Annotated in this window: 15 protein-coding genes; 14 read left to right on the top strand and 1 reads right to left on the bottom strand. The window is 35.8% G+C overall.

From position 1 onward, the window contains the following. Window positions 1-63: 63 nt before the first annotated feature. From ACT5E3_RS12880 to ACT5E3_RS12855, 6 genes are read left to right on the top strand one after another with little or no spacing between them, the layout of a single operon-like run. Window positions 64-1,023: a hypothetical protein gene (locus ACT5E3_RS12880; protein WP_444993946.1), complete on the top strand. Its 960-nt coding sequence runs from the start codon at window positions 64-66 to the stop codon at window positions 1,021-1,023. A gap of 15 nt (window positions 1,024-1,038) precedes the next feature. Further along, entirely contained in the window at window positions 1,039-1,614 is a 576-nt protein-coding gene (locus ACT5E3_RS12875) for a hypothetical protein (RefSeq protein ID WP_444993945.1), read from the top strand. Between the two features lie 25 nt (window positions 1,615-1,639). Next, on the top strand, window positions 1,640-2,206 hold the full coding sequence (locus ACT5E3_RS12870; RefSeq protein WP_444993944.1) for a hypothetical protein: 567 nt from the start codon (window positions 1,640-1,642) through the stop codon (window positions 2,204-2,206). A gap of 25 nt (window positions 2,207-2,231) precedes the next feature. Beyond that, window positions 2,232-2,798, top strand: a complete 567-nt coding sequence (locus ACT5E3_RS12865) for a hypothetical protein (protein ID WP_444993943.1) — start codon at window positions 2,232-2,234, stop codon at window positions 2,796-2,798. Window positions 2,799-2,803: 5 nt separating this feature from the next. Continuing rightward, the gene (locus ACT5E3_RS12860) at window positions 2,804-3,385 is read left to right on the top strand and encodes a hypothetical protein (RefSeq protein ID WP_444993942.1); all 582 of its coding nucleotides are present in this window, start codon (window positions 2,804-2,806) and stop codon (window positions 3,383-3,385) included. A 25-nt stretch (window positions 3,386-3,410) separates the two neighbouring features. Further along, window positions 3,411-3,977, top strand: coding sequence for a hypothetical protein (locus tag ACT5E3_RS12855; RefSeq protein WP_444993941.1), 567 nt, complete (start codon window positions 3,411-3,413; stop codon window positions 3,975-3,977). A 96-nt stretch (window positions 3,978-4,073) separates the two neighbouring features. Here ACT5E3_RS12855 and ACT5E3_RS12850 read toward each other — a convergent pair whose 3' ends face one another. After that, window positions 4,074-5,054 (bottom strand): helix-turn-helix domain-containing protein, encoded by a 981-nt coding sequence (locus ACT5E3_RS12850; RefSeq protein ID WP_444993940.1) that lies wholly within the window; start codon window positions 5,052-5,054, stop codon window positions 4,074-4,076. A gap of 405 nt (window positions 5,055-5,459) precedes the next feature. Here ACT5E3_RS12850 and ACT5E3_RS12845 point away from each other — a divergent pair, with 405 nt between their 5' ends. From ACT5E3_RS12845 to ACT5E3_RS12810, 8 genes are all read left to right on the top strand, one after another. Further along, window positions 5,460-6,242, top strand: coding sequence for a TerC family protein (locus ACT5E3_RS12845; RefSeq protein WP_444993939.1), 783 nt, complete (start codon window positions 5,460-5,462; stop codon window positions 6,240-6,242). Between the two features lie 147 nt (window positions 6,243-6,389). Further along, the gene (locus ACT5E3_RS12840; protein WP_444993938.1) at window positions 6,390-6,650 is read left to right on the top strand and encodes a hypothetical protein; all 261 of its coding nucleotides are present in this window, start codon (window positions 6,390-6,392) and stop codon (window positions 6,648-6,650) included. Between the two features lie 272 nt (window positions 6,651-6,922). Continuing rightward, window positions 6,923-8,197, top strand: coding sequence for a TIGR02270 family protein (locus tag ACT5E3_RS12835; RefSeq protein WP_444993937.1), 1,275 nt, complete (start codon window positions 6,923-6,925; stop codon window positions 8,195-8,197). 522 nt (window positions 8,198-8,719) lie between these two features. Then, on the top strand, window positions 8,720-11,608 hold the full coding sequence (locus ACT5E3_RS12830) for a collagenase (RefSeq protein ID WP_444993936.1): 2,889 nt from the start codon (window positions 8,720-8,722) through the stop codon (window positions 11,606-11,608). Window positions 11,609-11,870: 262 nt separating this feature from the next. After that, a complete protein-coding gene (locus tag ACT5E3_RS12825) occupies window positions 11,871-12,584 on the top strand; it encodes a hypothetical protein (RefSeq protein WP_444993935.1) in 714 nt (237 codons plus the stop codon). A gap of 129 nt (window positions 12,585-12,713) precedes the next feature. Then, window positions 12,714-13,733 (top strand): mechanosensitive ion channel family protein, encoded by a 1,020-nt coding sequence (locus ACT5E3_RS12820; protein ID WP_444993934.1) that lies wholly within the window; start codon window positions 12,714-12,716, stop codon window positions 13,731-13,733. Window positions 13,734-13,786: 53 nt separating this feature from the next. Continuing rightward, window positions 13,787-14,749, top strand: coding sequence for a magnesium transporter CorA family protein (locus ACT5E3_RS12815; protein ID WP_444993933.1), 963 nt, complete (start codon window positions 13,787-13,789; stop codon window positions 14,747-14,749). Window position 14,750: 1 nt separating this feature from the next. Then, the gene (locus ACT5E3_RS12810; RefSeq protein WP_444993932.1) at window positions 14,751-16,109 is read left to right on the top strand and encodes a mechanosensitive ion channel family protein; all 1,359 of its coding nucleotides are present in this window, start codon (window positions 14,751-14,753) and stop codon (window positions 16,107-16,109) included. Window positions 16,110-16,111 lie beyond the last annotated feature (2 nt).

The following is a 16,111-nucleotide window of genomic DNA, read 5'->3' as shown; positions in this document are numbered from 1 at the left end:
AAATGAGTTATTCATGGATGCAAGGTAAAGCGGAGTACCGTGATATGTATAGGAGTAAAATGTATGCAATTAGGTGAATCAATTTCTATTCCTGAGTTTTTTAATGATGAAAAGCACAGCGAAAAAACTTGTCCTTGGCATAGTGAAGAGAAAGAAGCTAAGCCCGATCAAATGGAACTGCAAGCGCCCGATGAAGATACGGATATTATGCCGGCTAATTTGGGCACTAAGCTTGGAAAAAATTTGGGTAAAAAAGAAAATAAAGAAGTTTGGGTGCAATATAAAGCTGATGCTTTAGTTAAGTGGGAAGTGGGTGTTAAAAAGAAAGAAAAAGTTGCGCAAACTTATACTTATGATGACGAATGGCTTTATTGCTATGAATTACAATATGCCCCTCATCATTTAATTCCCGGTAATGAATCTTTAAAGGGGTCAAAAGTAGTCGCTTTCCTTGGTGATAATAATGTGATTACGCATTATAAAAAAGGGGGCATCAGCACTAAAATTAAAGATAACCAGTCAGTGGGGTACGATGTTAACCAACGCTTAAATGGTGTTTGGTTGCCAAGTCCTTATGCTTTGTCCATGAGTAATAAATGGCCATCGACTGATGGTATGAAAGTTATTTTAAAGCGCTTGGGGAAAACTTTTTATGAGCAATCAGAAGAGTTTAAACATGCCTATGTAGCCGAGGCAATTCGGGTTTCTAATGGGGCCCAGTTTCATATGCGGCATGTAGACTATTCAAATGAGGTAAAGAAAGCTCTGAATAAAATGGGAGAAAAGTTAAAATTGATGGCTGGTGGGGAGTGCCCCGAAGCTTCAAAAAGTAAAGATGATGGCAAGTTTGATGCCCCTAAAGGTTTAGGTGGCAATCTGAATAAGCTCTCAGGCAACTTAAAACGTTTTCTGACGGGGAGTGTTTGGCGAGCCCCTTTATATACAGACAAGGTTTTAATGGAAGAATATGTAAAAAGTCTTAAACAAACCAAAAAGAAAGGCCAAATTGATAAAATTTTATAGTAAAAAGGTTTATCTATGACACAAGAAAAGCAGGAAAAGTATTATATTCTATCAGCACAAAACCCTGAAAGAATGCTTTTATATGGTATGCCCGACTTGCCAGATGATATGAATAATAGTTGGATGTTTGGGCAAACATTTACTGAAGAACCAGAACAACCAATCCATGTTGAAATTACCGAGGGTTTTGAAAATAAACAACTGTTACCGTTTTTTGATGAACCACCAATAGCCAGCCAAGCGTTTGTTGATGCGTTGATAGAAATTGGTGTGGATAATATTATCACTTACGATGTTTTACTACATAACGAAGATTATTCTGTAACTTACGAAGGTTTTAAAGCGATTAATATTATCGGCCTAATTAAAGCAGCAGGTCCCGGTACGGTTTATTTAGGTGACTCAAAGTTAATTGACGCCAGCATTGAAAGTTTAGAGTTAGAACCTCGTTCAATCAAAGGTTTGTATATATTTCGTTTAGCAGAAAGCATAACAACGATTGTGGTTCACGAAAAAGTGAAGCGTCATTTAGAATCTAAAGGATTTCATTCATTAGTGTTTACCGATCCCGGCGATGCTTTAATTCTTTAGTTGTTGAATACATGGAGGTTATGCTTTGATTAAAGAAAAGTATTATATTCTTTCTACACTTAACCCAGAACAAATGCTTTTATATGGAATGCCCGACTTGCCAGATGATATGAATAATAGTTGGATGTTTGGGCAGACATTTACTGAAGAACCAGAGCAACCTATTCATGTCGAAATTCAAGAAGGCTTTGAGAAAAAACAGTTACTGCCTTTTTTCAAAACCCCGCCAGTTGCGAGTCGAGAATTTGTTGATGCTCTCATTGAAATTGGCGTAGATAATATTATCACTTACGATGTATTACTGCATAACGAAGATTATTCCGTAACTTATGAAGGTTATAAAGCGATTAATATTATCGGCTTAATTAAAGCGGCTGGCCCCGGCACCGTTTATTTAGGTGATTCAAAATTAATTGACGCCAGCATTGAAAGTTTAGAGTTAGAACCTCGTTCAATCAAAGGTTTATATATGTTCAGACTGGCAGAGAGCATGAGAACAATTGTTGTGCATGAAAAAGTGAAGCGCCATTTAGAATCTAAAGGATTTCATTCATTAGTGTTTACCGATCCCGACGATGCTTTAATTCTTTAGTTGTTGAATATATGGAGGTTATGCTTTGATTAAAGACAAATATTATTTTTTAACAGCACAAAATCCTGAAAGAATGATGTTATATGGCATGCCTGATTTGCCTAATGATCTGAAAGACGATTGGATGTTTGGGCAAACATTTACTGAAGAACCCGAGCAACCAATTCATGTCGAGATACAGGAAGGCTTTGAAAAAAAACAATTACTTCCTTGCTTTGATCACCCATTTATAGCCAATCAGGAATTTGTTGATGCCTTAATCGAAATTGGCGTGGATAATATTATCACCTATGATGTTTTACTGCATAACGAAGATTATTCTGTAACTTATGAAGGTTATAAAGCGATTAATATTATCGGCCTAATTAAAGCAGCAGGTCCCGGTACGGTTTATTTAGGTGACTCAAAATTAATTGACGCCAGCATTGAAAGTTTAGAGTTAGAGCCTCGCTCAATCAAAGGCTTGTATATTTTTCGTTTAGCAGAAAGTATATCGACCATTGTTGTGCATGAAAAAGTGAAGCGTCATTTAGAATCTAAAGGATTTCATTCATTAGTGTTTACCGATCCCGGTGATGCTTTAATTCTTTAATCATTATGCTAGAAAATAACACTGAAATTAATAAATATTATCTATTAACGACTGGTGGCGAAGATCAAATGCTTTTATATGGTATGCCTGATTTACCTAACGATCTGAAGGATGATTGGATGTTTGGTCAGATATTTACTGAAGAACCCGAGCAACCTATTCATGTTGAGATCACAGAGGGCTTTGAGAGAAAAAAACTGCTTCCTTTTTTTAAAACCCCACCAGTTGCCAGCCAAGCGTTTGTTGATGCATTGATAGAAATTGGCGTGGATAATATTATCACCTATGATGTATTACTGCATAACGAAGATTATTCCGTAACTTATGAGGGGTTTAAAGCAATTAATATTATTGGACTAGTTAAAGCGGCTGGCCCAGGTACGGTTTACTTAAGTGACTCACGGCTTATTGATGCCAGCATCGATACTTTAGAACTAGAACCTCGTTCAATCAAAGGCTTGTATATCTTTCGTTTAGCAGAAAGTATATCGACCATTGTTCTGCATGAAAAAGTCAAACGTCATTTAGAATCCAAAGGGTTTGAAGATTTAAACTTTATTGAACCTGGCGATGCTTTAATTCTTTAGTTGTTGAAGACATGGAGGTTATGCTTTGATTAAAGACAAATATTATTTTTTAACAGCACAAAACCCTGAAAGAATGCTTTTATATGGTATGCCCGACTTGCCAGATGATATGAATAATAGTTGGATGTTTGGGCAGACATTTACTGAAGAACCAGAGCAACCAATCCATGTTGAAATTACTGAGGGTTTTGAAAATAAACAACTGTTACCGTTTTTTGATGAACCACCAATAGCCAGCCAAGCGTTTGTTGATGCGTTGATAGAAATTGGTGTGGATAATATTATCACTTACGATGTTTTACTACATAACGAAGATTATTCTGTAACTTATGAAGGTTATAAAGCGATTAATATTATCGGCCTAATTAAAGCAGCAGGTCCCGGTACGGTTTATTTAGGTGACTCAAAATTAATTGACGCCAGCATTGAAAGTTTAGAGTTAGAACCTCGTTCAATCAAAGGCTTGTATATTTTTCGTTTAGCAGAAAGCATAACAACGATTGTGGTTCACGAAAAAGTGAAGCGTCATTTAGAATCTAAAGGGTTTCATTCATTAGTGTTTACCGAGCCCGGTGATGCTTTAATTCTTTAAATTTACTGTTCAGTAAACGTAACCAGTTTTTGGACTCATTGCGTATATTAATGAGTCCTTTAGTCATTTAAAACATCCTTAATTTTCTACTTTGCATCACATATCTTCTTTATCTAATAACTCCATTAATCCAACCAGAGCAGCGAATAAAATCGCACCAACAGGCCAAACAATCCAAGTGATTTGCCAATCCATAGTCCACAAACTCCAGCCGATATATATAGCAGTTAACAAAGGCCAGTAGAATGCGGCAAGCTTTTCTGCTCGTTTGGTACGCCTGCTTTTGCTTATTTCGAAGCCATTTTCCTGTAAAATTTGGCTGTAGGCTTCATATTGAGCTGAAGCAGGAACCACTATGTAAACACCTATGGCTACCATTAGAATGGTTACAATAAGCATCATTAATATCATTTCTGAACCGTCGGACAAAATGCTACCAGCCAGTAGAGGAACAACACAAAAAATAAACATGGAAATTCCTACCGATAACCTTAAATTATAAATACCTCTAAATTTTTTTAACTTTTCTTTAAAAACACTGTGTACACCATAGGCCAGCTCAAACTCTTCATTTTCTATAGGGGATGTATCACTTTCATACTGATTGGTTCTGATAAAAAAGCTGACACCAATAGCAACCATTACCAATATAAATACAATACCTATTACTGTTGCAATGCTAGAAGTTAGATTCAACAGATTTGTTTCGGCCATAGCTAATAGGGCAAAAAGCGGTACAGTAGAACCAATACACAAAAATACACCTTTGGCTATTAATTGAGCCGCAGCTATCTTGTTGTCGACATACTTCATTGCTTGTTCCAAGCTTATTTGTACGGTGTTAACCTCCAAGTTATTACTGCTTGTTTCAGATGTTTCAACATCGTCTTTTAATAAATAATCTGTTGATACGTCAAAAATTTCGGCCAGCATAATGATTTTGTTTAAATCGGGTATGCTGTTTGTGCTCTCCCATTTGGAGACTGACTGTCTGGAAACACTCATTTTCTCTGCTAAATCTTCTTGCGACCAGCCAATCTGTTTTCTTAATCTAACTATCTTTTCTGCTAAAATCATAATCTTCATTCCTTCATTTGTTGGTGCCGCTATCATAAAAAATAGCATAGTTGCAGACTAGCAAGTTAGGTTGTTAACTTGTCAACCACCAGTTGCAATTGAGGTTTTATGGTTAATTTCAGCTATTTTTTATGGTTTTGCAAGTTAACAGATAAAATAGCAGCATTATATTGTGTTATCGTTCAGACAGTCGATGAAGTATTATTTTCTATAGCTATTTATCTTCATTAGCAGATAAACTAGCGGCATTTAGGAGCAGTATTTATAATAATCTAGGTTTCAAGCTATTATCTATGACTTACCCATTAGTAGAATGAATAGAAAAATCTTATAAAAGCTCGAATGAATAGAATAACTTATTGCTATTCAGTTATACTTTAGCAACAAATAAATAAGGATTAAAATTTGGATTATTTACTGACGCTATTAACCGAACCAACCGCTTGGGTCGCACTTATATCGCTTATTATCATGGAGATTGTACTTGGTATTGATAATCTTATTTTTATTTCTGTTTTAACGAATAAGCTACCTGAAGAAATGCGCCCAAAGGCAAGAAAAATTGGTATTGGGGCGGCATTATTACTACGGCTTATTTTGCTCGGAGCAGTCGCTTTTATTGTTAAATTAGTTGAACCATTATTTACGATTTTTTCACACACTTTTTCCTGGCGAGATCTAATATTAATTACTGGTGGCTTATTTCTAGTTTGGAAAGCCACAAAAGAAATCCACCATTATGTTGATCCAGAACCTGGGCCCGATACCTTAAATCCTACTATTGTAGCAACAGGGTTTAGCACCGTTATTCTGCAAGTTTTAATTTTAGATACTGTATTTTCTCTTGATAGTATCATCACCGCTGTAGGTATGACTGATCATATTCCAATAATGGTAATTGCTGTCATTTTTGCTGTGATTACAATGCTGTTAGCCGCTGATCCACTTTCTGAGTTTATTCGTGTAAATCCCACTATTGTGATGTTAGCGCTTGGCTTTTTAATGATGATAGGTACAACTCTAATTGCTGATGGATTTGGATTCCATATACCTAAAGGTTATATTTATACTGCGATGGCATTTTCATCACTTGTAGAATTATTAAATATGTGGTCAAGAAAATCTCGACAAAAAAAACACTCAAAAAACATTGAAGTATCAGCACGCAATTTAGCCGATGATAAATAGTAAATACAGTAATGCTAATAATGATTACTACTCGAGAACTAGTTGAATCAAAAATTTTAGTTGATATAAAAGCTAAAAAAACAGCTCTCTCTGATAGGTGTTTTGGGTTATGTATCTCTGTTTTCTAATATTCATTTGAGTGCGTGGATGTTGATAAAATCACCTTTTGCTGAAGTTAAAAATCCTCAAAAAGCCATTCGATTGGCTGATGAATTATCTGAATATTCATTTTGGGATAATGCGACAGAATATGAAATCAAAGCTGCTGCCTATGCTGCCTTAGAAAATTATGATGAAGCAATCAATATGCAGAAAAAAGCATTAAGCAAAGCGAAAAGAATGCGTGTTGATGTAACAGAAATTAAAGAGCATTTGTCTTTACTAAAACAGAATAAAAAGTGGTTTTAAATAAGGTTTTCGTTTGTCCGATGGCACTTTATTAACAAACCTATTAACAACCCCCATAAACTAAACCCATTACTCCGTAGCGTTTTCTTTTAAATAAAAGAGAGCGCTTTAGAATTACTCATAATTTTCACCAAATCTAGGGATACTTTTATACGATTGATTTATAATAGTGAGGTTCAAACTCGTAAGAGAAAGCATTGTTACTGATTAATAAGGAGAAGTACCTAACCTGCATTTGATGACGGCAAACTGTTGGTTAGTTTTTGTGCATTATGAAAATCATCGAAGTATTAAAAAATAAGTTAGAAAATCGTTTTAATGAGGCTCCGCAAGCCCAAGTTGAACACTATTTTGAACAAGCGGCTAACTTATGGAAAACTCGTTCCTTTGCAATCAAGCAACCTCACTATTCAATTATTGATATTAATCAATTAGATGAAAATATTGATCAAAATCTAGATGGGTTAATGAATTCATTAGAAGACACATGGGAGTTGTGTCTCGAACATGCTTCAATAGAAAGACCAGCAGATATTTTTGTTGCGGCAGTAATCGCTTTTAGAAGCCGAGATTTAGAAAAAATAAAAACAATTGTGTCAGCTGGGTTTGCCAACGAAGCATGCGTAAAAGCTTTGACTTCGGCTATGGGATGGTTACCAGATGCTTTAGCGTTAGAGTGGATTAATAAGTTTTTAACCAGCAAAGATTTAGAACATAAATATCTAGCAATTGCTGCTTGTAGTGTTAGACGAGAAAATCCAGGAGAGTTATTTAATAAAGTTTTACAACGAGAAGAATGTTTAGCTTACCCCAAACTACGAGCTAGAGCAGTTCGCTTAATAGGTGAGTTAAAGCGACATGAAATGCAATGGGCTTTAGATGAAGCTTATAGCGATAATAATCCAGAAGTAAAATTCTGGGTTAATTGGTCAACAATACTTTTAGGGGATTTTTCAGCCGCTAATCAACTGAATAGTTATGTGATAACTCCTGGGCCTATGCAAGAAATAGCCGTTCAAACGGCTTTTCGAGTACTACCCGTTGAAATTGCACGTACCTGGATTTCACAGCTTGCTAGCTTACCAGAACAAACAAGAATGATTATTAAAGCTGTTGGGGCATTAGGTGATCCACATGCAATTCCTTGGTTAATAGAAAGAATGCGTAAAGTTGATACGGCACGTTTAGCTGCGGAATCTTTTAGTTTAATAACGGGTATCGATTTAGAACGTTATGATTTAACCATTGCTACTCCAGATGAGATTACTGCAATACCAAATGATAATACACCTGAAAATACAATGATTGATGAGGATGAAAATCTGCCTTTTCCCGATGTTGATAAAGTTGCCTATACTTGGAAAAAGCATGGTAATAAATATCAAGTAGGGCAACGATATTTTATGGGAGCAACGATTAGTCAGGAAAAGTTACAAGAAAAACTTTCTACAGCATCTCCTCGGATCCGCTATGCGGCTGCATTAGAATTAGCGTTACTTGAACCGGATATTCTTTTTTGCAACATCAAATCAAAGTCTAAAAGTTAGTATCAATTTAATTCATCCTAGATCATCAAAAGGTTAGTGCATTATCTGAGTGTTTATTCAACTTTATTACTACAACTTATCTTTATTAACCTTTTTATATAAATCTAGTTAATTGAAGCTAATATTATCTTGTTGAAACTTCATCTTTTTTTATCTCCAAATATTGCTTATTGGAGCAGTTTAATCTGCTTTTATGAAGTTATTATTAATATTAGGTTTGGATCAGTTAAATGACACGTGAAAATAATTATTCTTATTAAAGTTTGCATTTACCCAAATTATATTTCTTAATTTAGGTAAATGACGTTAAAACCCTTCTATTATTAGAAAGTGTCATAGTATACAAATGCAAAAATTATTCGAATAAATGTAAATATTACATTGCGTACCAAATAAATTATATGATATTTCTTATTAGGTTCCAGCAAAACAAAACTAAAGTTTGATAAAAATTTATTCGGTTTTAGTGGGAACAAAATTGCAAATTAAAAGCACAAAAATAATTAATTTAGGTACTCAACAATGAAAATAACCCGGTTTATATTTCCACTGTCGGCATTGCTGACAGGTTTAGGTAGTGTGGCTATTTCACCTGCATTAGCAAAGAGTGAATTAGCGCAGCCTGTTGCAATAGAAAAAATCTCGCGCTTAATTGCGCCACAACAACCAACAACGACAACTCCAAGATTTCATGGACACTCAAGACATCATAGTGTTCGTAAAAGTGATATGTCCTTTCATCAAATGCTAAAAGCTGATGATTTAAAACAACCGCCAACAGCACAAACCAACTTAAAAGATCCTCATGCTGTAGCAACTCATTCTTTACTAGCAAATAATAGTCTATTAAGTCAGTCTGCAGCGGCAGTTGCTTGTGATGTTAACGCTTTTGCGACTTCAAATTCGACAACGTTAATTAATCAAATTAAAACTCAAGGCAGTACTTGTGTAAACGAATTATTTAGTGCTTCTTCAAGTGTGCAAGTCAGCGCCTATAGCTCAGATAATATGTATGCCGTAGCCAATCATGTGAAAGGACTATCGAGCAGTTATAACGGTGGTGGTGATGCAGACATTGAAGCAATGTTTCTATATCTTCGTGCAGGATATTATGTTGAGTTTTATAATGATGGTGTCAGTTTTGTATCTTGGGTAAAGCCTGCTGTAAAAGGAGCTATTGATGCTTTTGTTAATAACAGTCATTTTTATGATGATAATGATGCGCATGGTAAAACCTTGGCCGAAGTTATTATTACAATGGATAGTTCAGAACAACAAGATGTCTATATTGGTGTAGCAAAAAATTGGTTGAGCCGTTGGAACCAGAGTTATGCAAATAAATGGAATATGCGAAATGCAATTAATGGTTTTTTTACTCTTATTTTCCGCGGACAATGGAATAGCAATTTTGTCAATCAAGTTGGTAGTGATACTACTTTGGTTACTAGATTACGTGATTTTGCCTTGAGTAGCTGGATGGTTGGTACTGATGCTGAATTTATGATTGCCAATGCTGGTGGCGAATTAGGTCGTTTAAAAACTTATTCTGGTACGTCAATTCAAAGTTCAGTTGATAGCGCATTAAACAGAGTTTTTTCAACTTATCAAATGGTTGGTACAGGCGATGCCGTGTGGTTAGCTGCCGCAGATACTGCAGAGTATTATGGTAATTGTGCTGACTATAATATTTGCGGATTTGCCCAAAAAGTAGAAGCTCAAGTTTTATCGCAAAGTCATACATGTAGCTCAACGATAAAAATACGCTCACAAAACATGACAAGCACTCAACTAAATTCTGCTTGTCAAAAAATGGGATTTGAAGAAACATTATTTCATAACCAATTAGCAACGAATAACACACCTGTTGCAGATGATTTTAATGCATTTTTGCAAGTTAATATTTTTGATAGTGATACTGACTATGGTAAATATGCAAAAGCGATTTTTAAAATCAATACCAATAATGGTGGTATGTATTTAGAAGGTGATCCTTCCGTTCAAGGCAATCAAGCTAACTTTGTTGCCTATGAAGCGACTTATGCTAATGCTGATCATTATGTTTGGAATTTAGAACATGAATATGTACATTATTTAGATGGACGATTTGATCTTTATGGTGATTTTAATGCGCCAACTGAACGAACAGTTTGGTGGACAGAAGGCGTTGCTGAATATGTTTCTAAACAAGATGATAACCAAGCTGCAATAGATACAATTAAAGATGGTTCAACTTACACATTAGGAACAATTTTTGAAACAACTTATGATGGTTTTGATCAAGATAGAATTTATCGTTGGGGGTACTTAGCGGTTCGTTTTATGTTTGAACGTCATCGTAATGAAGTTGATTCAATGTTAGCTTCAACACGAGCGGGAAACTGGACCGCTTATAAGTCACGTTTAAATACATGGGTAAGTAACTATAGCAATGAATTTACTCAATGGACACAAGACTTAGCCAATGGTACAGGTGGTAACAAAGCACCTACAGCTAATGTAAATGGTCCATATACAGGCGCCATTGGCGCGAGCATCAATTTTAGCAGCGCAGGCTCAGCTGATACTGACGGCACAATCACAAGCTATGAATGGACTTTTGGTGACGGCTCAACAAGTACCTCAGCTAATCCTAGCCATCAATATACCGCAGTTGGTGATTATGAAGTTACTTTAACGGTAACCGATAATGGTGGTTTAAGAGCTTCAGCTAAAACAACAGCAAGGATTGACTCAGTCAGTAATGGAACTGAACTTGCTAATGGTGTACCAATGGCTACACAAGGTGCTCAAGGCTCTGAAAACTTCTTTACCATGCAAGTGCCAGCTAACGCGACTGATTTAAGCTTTAGTATCAGTGGCGGTAGTGGTGATGCTGACTTATATGTTCGCTTTGGTAATAAGCCAACTCAGCAAACTTATGATTGCCGTCCTTGGTTAAATGGTAATAATGAAACCTGCACAATTAGCAACGTTCAAGCGGGTACTTATCATATCATGATTGCAGGTTACAACGCTTATGATACAAGCTTAACAGGAAGCTACACAGCTAAGAGCGGAAGTAATGTACCAAATGCTTGTAGCACGAGCGGCCCTCAAACTGGTGGTCGTTTACAAGATGGCACTGCCACTTGTTTAGGTAGCCAAGATCCAATGTGGTTTTCATTAGCTGACGTTTCAGGCGCTACAAGTATAGCGATTTCAACTGGTAATGGCAGTGGAGACATCAATTTGGAGTATAGTAATGCAGGCTGGCCAAATAGTTCTAATGTTCAAGCTTCATCAACCAATTCAGGTAACGGTGAATGTATTGTAATCAGCAACCAAAGCCAGTATTGGGGATATTTAAAAGTATCGGGTACTGCTAGCGGAGCATCAATTGTGGTGGACTACAATGCCACTAGTTGTCGCTAAACGTATCGATTATTTTACAGTTAATGGTTGATATTTAACCACCTGTTAAAAAAGCCAAGCGATCTGCCTGGCTTTTTTATTTCATAGGTACTGTTTTTTAATAATATTGGATCCTTGTGGGAATAATATCAGCTGATTCATTTTTTATCTCAAAAATCAGTAGGTAGTCATCAACAATTTAAATATACTTATTACTACATCTATATTATACAGTCTTAAATAAGGTCGTCTGTTTGCCAACCAATAAGAATAAAGGCACTTGATGAAACGCTCATCGAAACAATTCATCTTAATTGTGCTGTTTCATTGCTTTATCTGCACCACAGCATTATCAACACCGATAAGCCTTACCTTAGGTTTTGACAGCCTCTATATTTCTGAAGGACGTAATAACCTCACAGATGGCCATTTATTATCGGTATTAGCTGAAAAAGAATTTGAAGGGCAGGGCAGTAGTCGTTGGTTAACTCATTTATGGAAAGCTGAAAGTGTCAATAATACTGATAACCACTATCAAGAGCTTAATATTGGTTTAGGCTATAGCATTTTTTTAGATCGGCTGACTATCACCCCTCAATATACTTACTTAACGTTTCAACATGAGAATAGCCACGATCATGAGCTTGGTCTTGATATCGAGTACCAAGGGAGTTGGGCCCTTGTCTATCTAATGAGTTATGTACATTCAAAACAATCAGCAGGTAGTTTTTTTAGTTGGCGAGTAACCCATCAAAGAAAAATAAATGATCGGTTTACCTTAGCTCCTTACATTAGTGTTGGCATTAACAACCGCTATGTTGTTAATGAACACAATGGTTGGAATGACTTGCAGGTAGGGCTTGAAGCTAATTACAGGTTTAACTCTCGACTTAAGTTACAGAGTTATTTAGCCAATAGCAAAGGGTTACAAAAGCAACAAGGTGAAACCCTAGAAGACTTCAGCTGGTTTGGATTATCGTTGAACTACTTATTCTAACCACAAAAGACTGAGAAAAAATATATCGTCAATGCAAATAGCCATTCAAATGGATAAACTTATTTTCATCAATATTTAATGGTATGATTGACTTAATTAGCTTATGCAAAAAATTGAGAAATTAAGCTTATGCAAAAAGTGCTCGACTTATTTCAGCAAAATCTAACTTTAATTATTGTGATTGCTGCTTGTGCCGCATTGCTCACACTCGCTAATTGGCTTTGGATAAAGCGTAACCCTAAAATAGGTGCAGAGCAAAAATTGCCGCGTCAAATTGGCATGTTATTATTAACCATTGTTTCTCTACTAACCATTATTCTTGCTTTACCAATCAGTGATAACACCCGCGGACAAATTCTGAGTTTAATCGGTATTGTCTTAACCTCGATTATCGCTCTATCATCAACAACATTTGTTTCGAATGCAATGGCTGGGCTTATGTTAAGGGTTATTAATACTTTTAAGCCTGGAGATTATTTACGCTTTAATGATCAACTTAGTCGAGTGACAGAACGCGGGCTGTTTCACACAGAAGTGCAAAATGAAGATAAAGATTTAATCACTTACCCCAATTTATTCTTAATTAATAACAGCGTTACGGTAATTTCACACGAAGGTACTTTAATTACTTGCTCTTTATCTTTAGGCTATGATGTGCCTCGTAAAAAAATAGAAAAACATCTGATATTAGCTGCCGAGTCGATCGGCTTAGAAACCCCTTTTGTTTTAATCAAATCGCTGGGGGATTTTTCTGTCACTTATAAAATATCGGGATTTCTTAATGAGGTTAAAAGTTTAGTAACCTGGCGTTCTAATTTATATAAAGCGGTACTTGATCAATTGCATACCGCAGAAATTGAAATTGTCTCTCCAAATTTTATGAATTCTCGGCAGTTTGACAGTCAAACCGCTTTTATTCCTGAAAAGTTTAATATTAAAATGAGCCATACTGAGACTCAAAGTTCTGTTGAAGAAAAAGTTTTTGACAAAGCTGAAGCGGCTAGCGAAAAAGAAGTATTAATTTTTGAAAGGGATACTCTGTTGGTTGAGTTACAAAAAACAGTTGATGAAAACAATGAAGCTAAACAAACTCAATTACAACATAAAATTAAACTGTTAGATGAAAAAATAGCCTTACTATCAACTTAGTACAAGATAGGATTTGATAACTACCACCGAAATCAATATTCAGAGGATTTATTATGATAAAAACATTTCTCTATCAACCTTCGACTAAAAAGCTTGAAAAAGGTGGTGTTGAACTTATTCAAAAATGGCGTGACTCTGATGAAAATATTTTATGGTTAGATCTTGAAAATGAAAGTGGTGAAATAGCCTTGTTAGAACAATTTAATATTCATCCGCTTGCTATACAAGATGCCTTAAGATCTCGACATCCTCCTAAAATAGAACGGTTTGATAATTTTTTATTTATTTTGCTGCGTGGTCTTGATGCGAATAGTCATGGCGTTGATTTTGGAATTATTCAACTATCTCTTTTTGTCGGGCAAAGGTTCTTAATTACTCGACATGCAAAACCTTCGGTTTCCGCTAACTGGTTAATTAATGAGCTCGAACAAAATATTGCTTTAATCGAAGCAGGCCCCAGCAAACTCGCCATTTTGTTGAGCAATCGATTAGCTCGACGATATATAGAAATTTTATTTGAGCTAGAGCCTCGTTTAGATGAAATTGAAGAACAAATGTTTATTCAGCCTGATGATAAATTACTAGCAGAATTAACGGGCTATAAATCACAACTCAGAAGTTTAACTCGTATCGCCAATTATCATAAAACGATAGCTAGCTGGCTGCGTCATAATCAAGATCCAATTATTGACCAGTCTTTAACACATGAATTAGTCGATTTGTATGAACAAATTGAAAGAACCCAAAGCTTGGCAACAATGCATTATCAAAACTGCACCGATTTGACCGATGGGTATTTAGGGATGGCATCTCATCAATTAAATCGAGTAATGCAACTGTTAACCATAATCACCGTTATTTTTGTACCACTAACATTTATGGCTGGCATTTATGGTATGAACTTTCAAAATATGCCAGAACTATCAAGCCCAAGTGGCTACTTTGTTTTACTAGGCATTATGCTTATTGTCGCAATACTTCAGATAATTTATTTCCGTAAAAAAAGGTGGTTATAAAATGGCTGAATCTCAGTCGGTTACAAATGAACTTAACAACCAAGCACTTTGGTCAAAACTATTTCATCAAATAGCTGACTGGTTTCAAACTTCATTAGCATCAACCGATACACTCATAGAATTGGCGATCATAGTAGCCGCAGCAATAATGGCTTGGCCTGTGGCGAATTATTTGAAGCAACAAATCCAACCGTTTGGTCAAAAACATTCGGCTAACCCTTTACTGTCAAGGCTTTGGTTGACTTTGGCTCGAATTGTATTTCCATTAATTTGGCTAATGGTTCAACTAATTGCTGAAGTGGTAATAGAAAAGTTAGGTTATCGTCATACAATGATTGTGATAGCCTCAAGTTTAATTACCGCCTGGGTAGTCATTAATATGGTCGCAGTTTTTGTTGCTAATCCATTAGCTTCAAAATTTATTGCTTTAACTGCCTGGTTAGTAGCCGCACTAAATATTGTTGGGCTGCTAGATAAAACACTCCAAATTCTTGCAAAAACAGCATTAACGCTTGGCCAAGTAAGCATTTCGGTATTAGCAATTATTCAAGGTGTTGCCGCACTGGCCATTTTATTATGGGCAACAGCATTAGCAGGGCAACTCATTGAAGGACGTCTAAAACGTTCGCCGCATTTAACCCCTTCGCTTCAAGTTTTATCAGCTAAGTTATTGCGTATTGGATTGGCCATTATGGCATTTATTTTTGCTTTATCAATCGTTGGTATTGATTTAACAGCATTTGCTGTATTAGGTGGGGCAATTGGTGTTGGTTTGGGTTTTGGCTTACAAAAAATATTTGCTAATTTAATTAGTGGATTTATCTTGTTAATTGATAAATCAATCAAGCCGGGCGACGTCATTACAATTGGTGAAGACTATGGCAAAGTTGATTCTCTTGGTGCTCGTTATGTATCGGTTTTAACACGAGATGGAATTGAACACCTTATTCCTAATGAAGAGCTGATTACTACAAAAGTTGAAAATTGGTCACATTCAAATAGCTTACTTCGTTTAAGGAAAATGATCGGGGTCCATTATAAGGCTGATGTCAGGAAAGCAATGGGGTTATGTTTTGAAGCAATGGCTGAAACCAAGCGAATTATGAAAGACCCAGCACCTAATTGTCTGTTAAGAGATTTTGCTGATAGCTCTGTGAATATTGAAATGAGGTTTTGGATTAATGATCCAATGAATGGCATAGCTAATGTGACCAGTGAATTGTTATTAAACGTTTGGGACAAACTTCATGAGCACAATATTGAAATTCCTTATCCTCAAAGAGATCTTCATTTGCGCTCAAGTGAAGTTATATCATCTAAAGATTTCAATGAAATAATTCAAGGACAATCAAAAACTTGAAT

This window comes from Aliikangiella litoralis (assembly GCF_052495765.1).
This window is presented reverse-complemented; position numbering and strand designations above follow the sequence as displayed.

What these genes read in the sequence shown, in the direction of transcription:
- ACT5E3_RS12820 (WP_444993934.1), top strand. Translation starts at nt 12,714, where the DNA reads ATGCAAAAAGTGCTCGACTTATTTCAGCAAAATCTAACTTTAATTATT.
- ACT5E3_RS12815 (WP_444993933.1), top strand. Translation starts at nt 13,787, where the DNA reads ATGATAAAAACATTTCTCTATCAACCTTCGACTAAAAAGCTTGAAAAA.
- ACT5E3_RS12880 (WP_444993946.1), top strand. Translation starts at nt 64, where the DNA reads ATGCAATTAGGTGAATCAATTTCTATTCCTGAGTTTTTTAATGATGAA.
- ACT5E3_RS12875 (WP_444993945.1), top strand. Translation starts at nt 1,039, where the DNA reads ATGACACAAGAAAAGCAGGAAAAGTATTATATTCTATCAGCACAAAAC.
- ACT5E3_RS12825 (WP_444993935.1), top strand. Translation starts at nt 11,871, where the DNA reads ATGAAACGCTCATCGAAACAATTCATCTTAATTGTGCTGTTTCATTGC.
- ACT5E3_RS12810 (WP_444993932.1), top strand. Translation starts at nt 14,751, where the DNA reads ATGGCTGAATCTCAGTCGGTTACAAATGAACTTAACAACCAAGCACTT.
- ACT5E3_RS12840 (WP_444993938.1), top strand. Translation starts at nt 6,390, where the DNA reads ATGTTGATAAAATCACCTTTTGCTGAAGTTAAAAATCCTCAAAAAGCC.
- ACT5E3_RS12835 (WP_444993937.1), top strand. Translation starts at nt 6,923, where the DNA reads ATGAAAATCATCGAAGTATTAAAAAATAAGTTAGAAAATCGTTTTAAT.
- ACT5E3_RS12830 (WP_444993936.1), top strand. Translation starts at nt 8,720, where the DNA reads ATGAAAATAACCCGGTTTATATTTCCACTGTCGGCATTGCTGACAGGT.
- ACT5E3_RS12860 (WP_444993942.1), top strand. Translation starts at nt 2,804, where the DNA reads ATGCTAGAAAATAACACTGAAATTAATAAATATTATCTATTAACGACT.
- ACT5E3_RS12850 (WP_444993940.1), bottom strand. Translation starts at nt 5,054, where the DNA reads ATGATTTTAGCAGAAAAGATAGTTAGATTAAGAAAACAGATTGGCTGG.